The following is an 11231-nucleotide window of genomic DNA, read 5'->3' as shown; positions in this document are numbered from 1 at the left end:
CTAGCACCGGCTTTCCCGATTCGAACAAGCTGCCGTTGATAACGAGAGGTCCGAGATCGTCGTTGTTGAGAAGTGCGGGGCCGACGATTGTGAGGTCGGCGCAGAGCGCCCGCTGTCGCACCACGTCACCGATGTTGGCCTGATCGCCATAGTCGGTATCGACTTCATGAGAAAGCCGCATGCCTCTCAGCAGAGTTCGGATTTCCCTGGACCGCTTTTGCAGTCTGGCCATGTCGTGAGAAAATCCCTCGATTTGCCGAGATCGTTTTTCCAGTCTGTCCATGTCCTGTGAAAGTCTCCCGATTTGCCAGGACCGTTTTTCCAGTCTGTCCAGTGCGCGTTGTTCAGGCCATACGGGGACGCCATCGCAGAGCGGCGGAGGCGACATGACGAGCGGCGGAGGCGATATGATCAGTACGGAAAGATGCGCGCCGACCTCGGCGCACAGATTGGCAACTATTCTGACGTCCTGACCGGAGTGGTCAGCCCCCGTCACATTGAGCACGCTTTTAAAAGCCATCTGACTGCTTCTTTTCCGAGTATGTCGTACCTGCAATCGCGTTCGAAGCCGCTCGTCTTGCGCTCAGCACGACGGAGATGGTGGGATGGGGGTGGTAGCGGTTGCCAATTCAGCATCCAGTTCAGCGTCCGGCTCCTCGAGCGAGTAGCCGGCCGACCTGATGGTACGAATGACGCTGCCGGGCGAAGCCCTCTTCAGCGCCTTTCTGATCCGGCTGATATGGACATCGACCGTGCGTTCACCGATGTGGATATTTTCCGGCCAGGCTGCGGCGATCAACTCGTCTCGTCTGAAGACCTTGCCGGGAGTCTCGAGCAAAAGCCGCAGCAGTTTGAACTCGATCGGTCCGAGGTGGATCTCGTGGCCGTTACCGCGGACCCGGTGGGCATCGACCTTCATCTCAAGGCCGCCACAGCAGAGCCAGCTGCCGTTTGCAATCCCGTTTGAACCGGGCTTGGCCAGCGCCAGCTTCGCCCGTAGATAGTCGAGCAGCTTCGCCGGTGCGATTGGCCGCACAAAGCTCTCGTCAATGCCTGCCTTCAAGAGATCGAAATGCTGGTTCTCGGCGCCGGGCGCGATCAGGGCAATGACGGGCAGGCCGCCGGTCCGGGACTCCCGCTTGAGCTGGGCGCAGATGGTGGATCCTGTCGCGCTTGCCGGCTGGCAGTCCAGCACCACGGCCTTCGGCTCCCGTTCACTCGCCAATGCCAGCGCCTCCTCCACGCCGCCGGCCAGTTGAATCGTGAAGCCATCCACCTCCAGGATGTGGCTGTGGACCAGATAGAACTCCGGATCTTGCAAACAGATCAGGACCAGTGGCTTCATCAGCGCTGCCCTGCCTCTAAACACCAATTCGGCCCCGGCCGCGTCGGTTGATTGAGCTCCCCATCGAAGTCGTCGCCCTCGCCGGCGCAGGCGACGAGGATTTCACCCGCATCGTCGATGCCGTGTAGGTGCATGATCTCGCGCCAGCAGAGCTTGAAGCAGCGGCCACAACCGATGCAGTTCGTTGCGTTGCTAGCGGTCAGATATTCCGGGATCCATCTGGAGCCGTCGCGGGCGACGAAAGCGCTCGTCATCGTGAAGTCTCCAATGCGGCGAGCTCTCTCCTTGCAGCGTCCAACTCGGCAAAAATGTCGAACGTTTTGCCGGCGACCGCCTTGATCTCGGTCCATTTGACGGGAAGGTCCTCGGCGAGGTCGTGCAATTGCCATCTTCGCAGCTCCCGCGCGGGACTGCAGTTTCCGGACCTTCTTTTGCAGCGCCTCAAGGTCTGACATGATCTCCTTTCTCGAGGCCCGGTCCCATCACGCCCGTGCGACGTCGGGATAGGCTTCGATGGCTGCGATCGCAGCGTCGACCAGTTTCGTATCGGCCTCGGCGAGTTTCTGGAACGTCTCGAAGCCGAACCGGTGGACGTCGCGCAGAGTCTTCGACAGAACGACCAACCGCCCGGCCGTGAAAACCACGCGCCCGAAGCCTTCAGGGCTCACCTTGATAATCGGCGATGCCATCAGGCCGGAGCGCTCCTCGATCGCAAGGCCGACGGCGGCATAAAAAATCTCGAGCCTCCACAGCACGTCCGGATCGGGATCGCCGATGATCGGGATCGCACGGCGCTGTTCCTTGGTGATGATGAAGTCGGCCAGCAGTTCGGCGTCCGTTTTGCCTTCCCATAACCCGTAGGAATCCTGAGCGCGGATCAGCCGCAGGAGGCATTTGACAAAGGGGGTGGCAAAGGCCGCCTCGTCCTCGGCGACACCGGAAGTAACTGTGGCATCAGACATTTCGTCTTCTCCCCATTTCAGCCCTCGTCCTCGAACGGCTGTTTCGTTTCAGTGACGCCCGCTTGCGCTAGCAGCTTGCGCAGCCAGGGCGGAGGAGCTTTCCTGAGCATCGTCTGGGTGCGCGACAGTACGTCTTCGATGGGTTGAGGGTGCGGCACTTTGATCGGAAGGATTCTTGCCGAGACAAGCTTGGCTGCCGAAGGCCCGCCAATTGCCAAACAGAACAGAAGATGACAGCCCTTCAGCGCCGCCACCTTCGGCGCGATGCGGTCATCGCCCTCGGTCCGATGCTTGCCGCTCTCGTCGGAAACGTCATCGAAGGCCACGGCTTCCACGAAATTCCACTCGTCGGACCTCACGTCGTAGACGGCAAAGCGCCTGGCCGACCCGAAATGGGCGTTGAGGCGCTTCATGTCTTGCGTGGCGATGGCTATGCGCAATGCGCCGGCTCGGCGTTCCGGCACCACTGCGTGATCCTCGTCAGTGACGAGCGAGAGGCGACGAACGGAGCTCATCTGGCATTTCCCGGTTACGGAATGGATCAAGTGCCTCAGGCGTCGGCGCGTGCTGGTTGGCCTGGAAGATGTTGGCGACCTCGAAGATCAGGTCGCGCGTCCCCTGATAAAGGATTGTGAGCTTGTGCTGGCTGCCCAGCCGGTCGAACACTGGGAAGCCGACGCGCATGAGCGGAATGCCAAGGCGCTCCGCCGCCTGGCGTCCGTGCGAATGGGTGACGAGAAGATCAGCGCCGGCGGCAAGACGTTCCAGATCGCCGAGATCGCCGATTTGGACCGATTCCGCCGGTACTTTCTCCAGAATTTTCGACGCATCGGTCGTTGTGACGGCCGCCGCAATTTCGGAGCCCATGCCGGTGAAGAAGGTCGCGAGCTGGTAGAGCTGGTCTGGTTCGGCGGCGATGGCAATTTTCTTGCCGCCGAAATGGAAATGTCCGTCGAGCAGCGCGTCCTGCAGCTGCGCGCGGCGGCGGCGTACCTTGGCCGGCACCGCCGCGCCCGAAATCACCGTGAGCAACGAGACGAACCGGTCGACGCTCTTCAACCCGGTCAGCGACTGGAACAGCACGTAGGGCACGCCGGTCAGCCTGTGCAGCACCTCCGCCGGGCGGCGCATATGCTCGCCGACGGCGATGCATTGCACCGCCGTGCCAAGCCCGCGGATATCCTCGACATGTGTGCCGCCATAGGTGGTCGGGACCCAGCGGTCGGGCACCGTACCGTCGAGCGAGCCGGAGACGTCCGGCAGGATCACCGGCTCGAGCCCAAAGGCTTCCACCATCTCGCGCAAATGCTCGATATCAGCCACAGTGAGGTTCCAGCCGGGCAGGATCGCTATCTTTTTCTTCTCCTTCTTCTTCGGCTTCCGCGCCCGCGCGCCGGGCCGTGTAATCCCTTCGATCATGGAAGTGACAGCCTTGGCCCAGCCCTCTTCGATCGCGCCATCGAAATCAGGCGTGTTGGCCAGCACCACCTCCGTACCCGCGAGTTCTTCCGCGCGTTTCAGCTTGATAGTGGCGATATCGCTTGCGCAATCTTCGCCACGGGTTTCCACCAGCGCGGTCGTGCAGACCCCGATCAGCTTTGGCTTTGTGCGGGTCTTGAGGTTGAGGATCGCCTCTTCCAGATGGTCCGCCCCGCCAAGGATCGTCGCCACTTCGTCCATCGCCGTGGTCTGCAAGGGGATCGTCTCCTTGAAGTGCCGCACGAAGAGCACGAGCGCAAAGCTGGTGCAGCCTTGGCTGCCGTGGAACAGCGGCATCGCACCATCGACACCAAGGAAGGCGAAAGCCGCACCCAGCGGCTGCGACGACTTCAGCGGATTGACCGCCGCCGATTTGGTCTGGGAAAGGACGCGGCCATCGGCTTTCCTCAACACTCGCCGAAGTCGTCGGCCGTCGTGCCGGCGAATTTCTTGAAAGCGTGCACAGTCGCGGTCCCGCTCTTCGTGCTCGGCAGTTCGTCCTTAACGGCAGGATAACAATCCCACGGTGCCGGCTCCCGCACCTGGCGCCAGATCGGGTTATGAATGGCGAGGTCGATCTGGCGTACGAGTTCCACCATGCCGTCATAGCCGGCATAAGGATGTTGGCGCTCCTGGTTGATATCGAGCCAGGGTATCTTGGCCTTCAGCGCGATGAATTGCGTGCGCCCGCCCGACAGCATGATGGCGGCCTTGTGTTCTGAGAGCATGGCGTAAAGCTCGCGCGGCGCCATCTGCTCGAACATGTGGTTCTCGTCCTTGAGGATCTGCTTGACGCGCTCCTTGTCTTCGACCGTCGATTTTTTGACCGAGGTGCCGACGATCTCGATCCCGATCTCCATCAGCGCATGGACGAGCGACCAGGACTTCACACCGCCGGTGTTGAGCAGCACGCGCTTGCCTTGGAGCCGCGGCCGGTAGGCCGCGAGCTTCTTCCACGCGATCGCCTCCTCCTCAGCGATCAGCGCCTCCGTTCGCTCGAGCAGCTCCGGATCGGCGCCCTTCTTCACGAGCAGCCCTGCGATCTGCCGGAGTGCTTCCGAAGTGTCGGTGATGCCGTAGAAGGAGCCCTCGAAGAACGGGATGTTCCAGCGCTCCTCCATCTTACGGGCAAGATTGATGAGCGCGGTCGAGCACACCATCATAGCCGCCCGAGCGCGGTGCGCGGAGGCAATGTCGAGGTAGCGCGCGTCGCCCGGAATGCAGGCGCGCACCCGGATGCCGAGCCGATCAAGGAGCGGCTTGACCAGCCAGAACTCGCCGGAGAGGTTGAACTCGCCAAGGATGTTGATGTCGTAGGGACCGGCGTCATCGGGCTCCACCGTGCCGATGACATGATCGAGCAACGCCTCGCCGGCGAGCTTGTTGCCGAGGTTCTTGGAGCCGACGAAGCCCGGCGCATTGATCGGCACCACCGGCAGGCCGAATTTCTCCGTCGCGCGCTTGCAGACTGCCTCGATGTCGTCGCCGATCAGCGCCGTCACGCAGGTCGAATAGACGAAGATCGCTGGCGGCGCATAGGCTTCCTTGATTTCGCGGATGGCTTTGAAAAGCTTCCGCTCCCCCTGCCCCATCACCACGTCGAGTTCGGTGAGGTCGGTCGTGAAGCTTGTGCGCCAAAGCGTTGGCCCGGACGAAGCCGTGCCGCGGTTGTCCCAGGAATTGCCCTCGCAGGCGAGCGGCGCATGGATCAGATGCGCCACGTCGGTGATCGGTTGCAGCACGATCTTGGCTCCGTCGAAGGCACAGCCGCCGGCCGCCGCGCCCGGGGTCAGCGGCTTCGAGCAGCCCTTCTTGCGCGCCTTGACGTCCTTGCCCTGGTTCTTCTCGCAGGCAGGCTCGTTGAAGACGTGCTGGATTTTGGCATTGAGCGAGGACATTATCCGGTCTCCGTCGAAAAGCGGCCGGCTCCGGTGGAAGCCGGCCGCCCGCTCTCAGCGCGTCAGGTCATAAGAAAAGTCCGTCACGCCCGTCTCGCTCGTCTCGCGATCGAGCTTGTCGAAGATTTTGTCGAGGATCGTCGTCAGCGCGCGCAGGCCACCTTGGTAGCCCATGAGCGGGAAGCGGTGATGATGGTGCCGGTCGAAGATCGGGAACATCAGCCGGATCAGCGGCGTGCCGGTGTCGCGTTCCAGATACTTGCCGTAGGAATTGCCGATCAGGAGATCCACCGGCTCGGTGAAGAGCAGCGAGCGCATCGCCCAGAGGTCCTTGCCCGCCCAGACCTGCGCATCCTTGCCGTAGGGCGAGGATGCAAGCAGATCCTTCAACTCGGCTTCCCACGCCGAGTTGCCGTTGGTGGCGAGGCAATGGGTCGGCTCGCCGCCGGTTTCCATGATGAAGCGGGCCATGGCATAGACGAAGTCCGGATCGCCGTAGATCGCGTATTTCTTGCCGTGCAGCCAGGACTGGCTGTCAGCCATGGCGTCGACCAGGCGGCCGCGCTCAAGGCGGATCGCCTCCGGAATCTCCTTGCCGCAAATCTGCGAGACCTTCATCAGGAATTCGTCGGTCGCCTGGACACCGAGCGGGTAATGGAACGACGCGGTCGCCTGCCCGACTTCCTCGCAATATTCCAGCGTCTTGCGGGTGTTGTAGTGCTGCAGCGATATCGTGGCCTCGGCATTCAGCGCTGCCTTTACGTCCTCGATCTTGGTGCCGCCGTCATACATCCGGTACTCGCCGTCCGACGGCGTGTCGTACTGGTCGGAGGCGTCCTGGATGAAGGTGTAGGACACGCCCATCAGGTCGAGCAGGCGCTTGAGTTCGCGGTTGTTGCCGACGCAGAAGCCGTCGAAGCCGGGGATGATGTTGATGTTCCCTGCGACTTCGGCGCGCTCCTTGCCCTTCCAGAAATGCTCCAGCACGCCCTTGACCATGCTGTCATAGCCGTCGACATGGCTGCCGACGAAAGCCGGAGTGTGAGCGAAGGGCACGTCGAAGTCGTGCGGCACGGAGCCTTCGGTCCTGGCGTTCTCGATGAAGCCGTGCAGGTCGTCGCCGATCACCTCCGCCATGCAGGTGGTCGAGACTGCGATCATCTTCGGGTCGTAGAGCTTGTAGGTGTTGGCGAGCCCGTCGATCATGTTCTTGAGGCCGCCGAACACCGCCGCGTCCTCGGTCATCGACGAGGAGACCGCCGAGGACGGCTCCTTGAAATGCCGCGACAGGTGGGAGCGGTAATAGGCCACACAGCCCTGGCTGCCGTGGACGAAAGACATCGTCCGCTCGAAGCCGGCGGCGGCGAACACCGCGCCGAGCGGCTGGCAGGCCTTGGCGGGGTTCACGACAAGCGCTTGGCGGGCGAGGTTCTTTTCGCGGTATTCCCAGCTCTTGGTGAATTCGCGCTGATCCGTAACGATCTGGTCCGGATGCGGGCATTCGAAGTTGATCTTCTTCTCGGCAAGCATCTGCCTGTATTCCGGCTCGCGGAACAGGGGAGCATGGTCGAGGACTTTTTCGGCCGACTGCGGCATGGTGGTCACCTCTTTCCAGCTGGCCGCGCAATACGGCGGCACAGGGATATCGAGACGTTGAAGGGACTGCCGCGGCTCAAGGGCCGCGGGCGCTCATAGGCCTCCCCGCCTGGGCGGAGAGGCCAGATTCTTATTCGGCGGCGATCGCCGCCCTCGGCACGGCCTTCTTCCAGGGGGTGTCGTAGAGGCCCCAGACCGGGTTGTTGGTGGCCAGATCCATGTCGCGGGCGAAGATGGCGAAGCCGTCATAGCCGTGATACGGGCCGGAATAGTCCCATGAGTGCATCTGACGGAACGGGATGCCCATCTTCTGCACCGGGTACTTCTCCTTGATGCCGGAGCCGACGAGATCGGGGCGGATCCCCTCGATGAACTTCTCCAATTCGTAACCGGTCACGTCATCATAGATCAGCGTGCCGTTCTTCACGTAATGACCGGTGCGCTGATAATCGTCATTGTGGCCGAACTCGTAGCCGGTGCCGACGATCACCATGCCGAGGTCCTCGTAGGCCGTGATGACGTGACGGGGACGCAGGCCACCAACGTAGAGCATCACCGTCTTGCCTTCGAGGCGTGGCCAGTACTTGGCATTGACCGCGTCAACAAACGGCCTGTACTTGGCGATGACCTTCTCAGTCTTCTCCTCGATTTCAGGCCCAAAATGCTTGGCGATCTTGCGCAGAGAGGCTTCGATCTGGGAGGGGCCGAAGAAATTGTATTCCATCCATGGGATGCCGTACTTTTCCTCCATGTGTCGGCAGATGTAGTTCATCGACCGGTAGCAATGGATGAGATTGAGCTTGGCCTTCGGCGCCCGCTCTATCTCGGCGAGCGTGGCGTCGCCGGACCAGTTAGCGACCACGCGCAACCCCACCTCCTCGAGCAGGATGCGCGAGGCCCAGGCGTCGCCGCCGATATTGTAGTCGCCGATGACGTTGACGTCGTAAGGGCCTGCCTCGAACTCGACGTCCTTCTTCTCGAACACCCAGTCGCGGATCGCGTCGTTGGCGATGTGGTGGCCGAGCGATTGCGAGACGCCGCGGAAGCCCTCGCAACGCACCGGCACGATCGTCTTTCCGTGCTCTTTGGCCTTATTGCGGGAAACTGCTTCGGTGTCGTCGCCAATCAGGCCGATCGGGCATTCGGATTGCACGGTGATGCCCTTGTTCAGCGGAAACAGTTCCTCAATCTCGTCGATGACCTGTACCAGCTTCTTGTCGCCGCCGAAAACAATGTCCTTCTCCTGGAAATCGGAGGTGAACTGCATTGTCACGAACGTGTCGATGCCGGTCATACCGACGTAGTAGTTGCGGCGCTGCGACCAGGAATATTGCCCGCAGCCGACCGGGCCGTGCGAGATATGGACCATATCCTTGACCGGACCCCATACCACGCCCTTTGAGCCGGCATAGGCGCAACCGCGAATCGTCATCACGCCCGGAATGGACTTGATGTTCGATTTGACGTCGCATTCGGAAAGGACCTCGCCCTCCTCGCCAGCCTCGTCCCCGCTCTGTGCGACGCTGAGGTGCTTCTTGCGGCGCTTCGCCGCCTTATCTGGATATTGCGAGAGCACCTCCTCGATAAGCTTCGCATGGAGAGCGCCGTCATTCTCGTATTCCAGGCTCATGTGACCCCTTTCCAGTTTCGGGTGACGCCTCACCGACGAGACGCCGTTCTCGTAAAGGCGCGCCCGGTGAAGGCGCGCCTCGTGTCGGCAGCGGCGGTTACTGGGCCGCCGCCTTCGCCGCTTCCTTGGCCTGAAGCTCGGCAAGCATCTGCTCGTCGGTCTTCATGATGCCGAAGTCGAGCAGCATGTCCTCGAGCTCCTCCATGGTGATCGGGGTCGGGACGGTGCCCTGGCCCGAATTGGCGTGGATCTTCTCGGCCAGCGCGCGGTATTCCCCCGCCTGCTTGGAGTCCGGCGCATACTGGATCACTGACATCTTCCTGAGTTCGGCGTGCTGAACGATGTTGTCGCGCGGCACGAAGTGGATGAGCTTGGAATTGAGCCGGGAAGCCAGCGCTTCGGCGAGGTCAAGCTCGCGGTCGGTTTGGCGCTCGTTGCAGATCAGGCCGCCGAGCCGCACGCCGCCCGAATGAGCGTATTTCAGGATGCCCTTGGCGATGTTGTTGGCGGCGTAGAGTGCCATCATCTCGCCGGACATGACGATGTAGATTTCCTGGGCTTTGTTCTCGCGGATCGGCATCGCGAAGCCGCCGCACACCACGTCCCCGAGCACGTCGTAGGAGACATAGTCGACATCGTCATAGGCGCCGTTCTCCTCGAGGAAGTTGATCGAGGTGATGACGCCGCGGCCGGCGCAGCCGACACCCGGCTCGGGGCCGCCGGATTCCACGCACTTGATGCCTTTGTAGCCGACCTTGAGCACGTCCTGGAGTTCGAGATCTTCCACCGAACCTTCCTGTGCCGCGAGGTGCAGGACCGTATCCTGCGCCTTCGAGTTCAGGATCAGGCGGGTGGAGTCGGCTTTGGGGTCGCAGCCGACTATGAGGATCCTTTGCCCGAGGTCGACAAGGGCGGCGAGCGTATTTTGGGACGTGGTCGACTTGCCGATGCCCCCCTTGCCGTAGAATGCGATCTGACGCAGGCCTGACATGTATCTTTCCTTCTTTTGTTCCATTCATCGCGGCCGCCCGCGACATAAATGCCGGTCGGCAGCTCTCGCCGCCTCGCAGTGAAGGGTTTCAAGACTCGTGCCAACTTGGCTGATCGGCCCGAAGAAAAATTTGTGATTGCTTTTCAGCTGTTTAGCCCGAGGCAAACAGGACGTTGGCTAAGCTAGCCGTGTGTAGCGGACCCGACAAAGACGACACAAGGTGTCGGATTCCGTTACTTGCGACCGCCATTGACCTCGCCTGAAAGCGACAACTGGCCGGCCCCCAAATCGGTGATCCATGTTGAAAGTTAGTGCATGCTTGGTCTTTGCGCTTCGGCTGGGTGGCCGGCGAAGCTGGCCCGGGTTGCGCAGCCGGCCACAGGATTGCATCTGGTTACGGGGGTCTGTAGTCCCAAAGATGAATGCGGTCGCACCCTGTATAGTGCTGCCGCCATCCTTTTCAGGGGCAGGCAGTCGGCGACAATCTATTAAGGCAGTGGCGCTAAGAACGATTCCTTGAATAAGACTCAGCGCTAGTAAAGACTTCGTTCCCAGATAGGTCGCCAAGGAACGCTGTCGTTCCTTGCTCGCCTCGATCCGAACGAAGCTGTTGCCAATTGGGGGTCATGAAATGGCGAAGCAGACAACAGGCCGATACGAGAGCGTAACCGCAGGCGCAGAGAACGTCGATGCGTTCATCCCGTTCGAACTGCCGCCTGCGCGTCCGGCACTCTTTGTCGAAGGCAAGCTCGAATAACGTCTGCGGGAAGCCGAGCAGGCGCTCGTTCGGCTCGATCTCGCTGCCGATATGGTGCCTTCCCTCGATTGGTTCATCTACGCCTTCGTGCGCAAGGAGGCAGTGATCTCGTCGCAGATCGAGGGCACGCAGGCATCACTCGTGGACCTTCTCGCTTTCGAGGCCGAAGAGGGGCCGGCACCCAACGCCGATGTGGAAGAGGTCACGAACTATCACGACGCGCTCGCCTATGCCCGCGACCAGCTTGCGTCGAAGCAGGGGCTGCCGATTTCCATGCGGCTCCTGAACGAGGCGCACAAGCGGTTGATGCGCGGCGTGCGTGGTTCGAACAAGCAGCCCGGAGACGTGCGCCGCAGCCAGAACTGGATCGGGGGAAGCCGGCCAGGCAAGGCGACCTACGTCCCGCCGCCACCGGATACAATGACTGCGGCGGATCGGAGCGGTGCGGGAGTGCTCGGCAGCTCAGCGGCCAGGCGAATTTATCGGGCACTCATCGTTCCTGGCCTCGCATCGAGCGGACCAGGCATGGCCGACGAGCGCCCAACGGCACGTTGCGCTGATTAGAGCGAAGCA

At 61.7% G+C, this 11231-nt stretch carries 10 protein-coding genes and 3 pseudogenes; 2 read left to right on the top strand and 11 right to left on the bottom strand.

Annotation, left to right across the window (positions count from 1 at the left end; translation table 11 throughout):
• From G6N73_RS19740 to nifH, 11 genes and pseudogenes are all read right to left on the bottom strand, one after another.
• Positions 1 to 505 (bottom strand): annotated as a pseudogene (locus G6N73_RS19740) (universal stress protein); the annotation flags it as partial.
• 78 nt (positions 506 to 583) lie between these two features.
• On the bottom strand, positions 584 to 1345 hold the full coding sequence (locus tag G6N73_RS19735; protein ID WP_246252264.1) for a response regulator transcription factor: 762 nt from the start codon (positions 1343 to 1345) through the stop codon (positions 584 to 586).
• Between the two features lie 47 nt (positions 1346 to 1392).
• Positions 1393 to 1599: pseudogene (locus tag G6N73_RS19730) on the bottom strand (ferredoxin family protein); the annotation flags it as partial.
• A pseudogene (locus G6N73_RS19725) lies at positions 1596 to 1800 on the bottom strand (CCE_0567 family metalloprotein). The pseudogenes G6N73_RS19730 and G6N73_RS19725, both read right to left, overlap by 4 nt.
• Before the next feature lie 27 nt (positions 1801 to 1827).
• Complete coding sequence (locus G6N73_RS19720) at positions 1828 to 2307, bottom strand: NifX-associated nitrogen fixation protein (protein ID WP_165030660.1); 480 nt, start codon at positions 2305 to 2307, stop codon at positions 1828 to 1830.
• Between the two features lie 17 nt (positions 2308 to 2324).
• Complete coding sequence (gene nifX / locus G6N73_RS19715; protein ID WP_165030658.1) at positions 2325 to 2822, bottom strand: nitrogen fixation protein NifX; 498 nt, start codon at positions 2820 to 2822, stop codon at positions 2325 to 2327.
• On the bottom strand, positions 2788 to 4197 hold the full coding sequence (gene nifN / locus G6N73_RS19710) for a nitrogenase iron-molybdenum cofactor biosynthesis protein NifN (protein ID WP_165030668.1): 1410 nt from the start codon (positions 4195 to 4197) through the stop codon (positions 2788 to 2790). The genes nifX and nifN overlap by 35 nt, the downstream gene beginning before the upstream one ends.
• Positions 4194 to 5684, bottom strand: a complete 1491-nt coding sequence (nifE, locus tag G6N73_RS19705) for a nitrogenase iron-molybdenum cofactor biosynthesis protein NifE (protein ID WP_165030655.1) — start codon at positions 5682 to 5684, stop codon at positions 4194 to 4196. Before nifE ends, nifN begins: the two co-directional genes overlap by 4 nt.
• 54 nt (positions 5685 to 5738) lie before the next feature.
• Positions 5739 to 7280, bottom strand: a complete 1542-nt coding sequence (gene nifK, locus G6N73_RS19700; RefSeq protein WP_165030653.1) for a nitrogenase molybdenum-iron protein subunit beta — start codon at positions 7278 to 7280, stop codon at positions 5739 to 5741.
• 130 nt (positions 7281 to 7410) lie between these two features.
• Positions 7411 to 8910: a nitrogenase molybdenum-iron protein alpha chain gene (nifD, locus tag G6N73_RS19695; protein WP_165030650.1), complete on the bottom strand. Its 1500-nt coding sequence runs from the start codon at positions 8908 to 8910 to the stop codon at positions 7411 to 7413.
• A gap of 97 nt (positions 8911 to 9007) precedes the next feature.
• Positions 9008 to 9901 carry a nitrogenase iron protein gene (gene nifH / locus G6N73_RS19690; protein WP_165030648.1) on the bottom strand — a complete coding sequence of 298 codons (894 nt, stop codon included), beginning with the start codon at positions 9899 to 9901 and terminating at the stop codon, positions 9008 to 9010.
• A 631-nt stretch (positions 9902 to 10532) separates the two neighbouring features.
• Here nifH and G6N73_RS38005 point away from each other — a divergent pair.
• Entirely contained in the window at positions 10533 to 10658 is a 126-nt protein-coding gene (locus tag G6N73_RS38005) for a hypothetical protein (protein WP_281352916.1), read from the top strand.
• Between the two features lie 3 nt (positions 10659 to 10661).
• Positions 10662 to 11222, top strand: a complete 561-nt coding sequence (locus G6N73_RS19685; RefSeq protein ID WP_281352917.1) for a Fic family protein — start codon at positions 10662 to 10664, stop codon at positions 11220 to 11222.
• The last annotated feature ends 9 nt before the right edge of the window (positions 11223 to 11231 follow it).

Source organism: Allomesorhizobium camelthorni, assembly GCF_011045125.1.
Lineage (GTDB): Bacteria > Pseudomonadota > Alphaproteobacteria > Rhizobiales > Rhizobiaceae > Allomesorhizobium > Allomesorhizobium camelthorni.
The sequence above is the reverse complement of the archived record's forward strand: the minus strand, read 5'-3'. Positions and strand labels throughout refer to the sequence as shown.

Bases quoted from the DNA above. Each gene is read 5' to 3' on its own strand.
- G6N73_RS19735 (WP_246252264.1), bottom strand. From the start codon at position 1,345: ATGAAGCCACTGGTCCTGATCTGTTTGCAAGATCCGGAGTTCTATCTG.
- G6N73_RS19720 (WP_165030660.1), bottom strand. From the start codon at position 2,307: ATGTCTGATGCCACAGTTACTTCCGGTGTCGCCGAGGACGAGGCGGCC.
- nifX (WP_165030658.1), bottom strand. From the start codon at position 2,822: ATGAGCTCCGTTCGTCGCCTCTCGCTCGTCACTGACGAGGATCACGCA.
- nifE (WP_165030655.1), bottom strand. From the start codon at position 5,684: ATGTCCTCGCTCAATGCCAAAATCCAGCACGTCTTCAACGAGCCTGCC.
- nifK (WP_165030653.1), bottom strand. From the start codon at position 7,280: ATGCCGCAGTCGGCCGAAAAAGTCCTCGACCATGCTCCCCTGTTCCGC.
- nifD (WP_165030650.1), bottom strand. From the start codon at position 8,910: ATGAGCCTGGAATACGAGAATGACGGCGCTCTCCATGCGAAGCTTATC.
- nifH (WP_165030648.1), bottom strand. From the start codon at position 9,901: ATGTCAGGCCTGCGTCAGATCGCATTCTACGGCAAGGGGGGCATCGGC.
- G6N73_RS38005 (WP_281352916.1), top strand. From the start codon at position 10,533: ATGGCGAAGCAGACAACAGGCCGATACGAGAGCGTAACCGCAGGCGCA.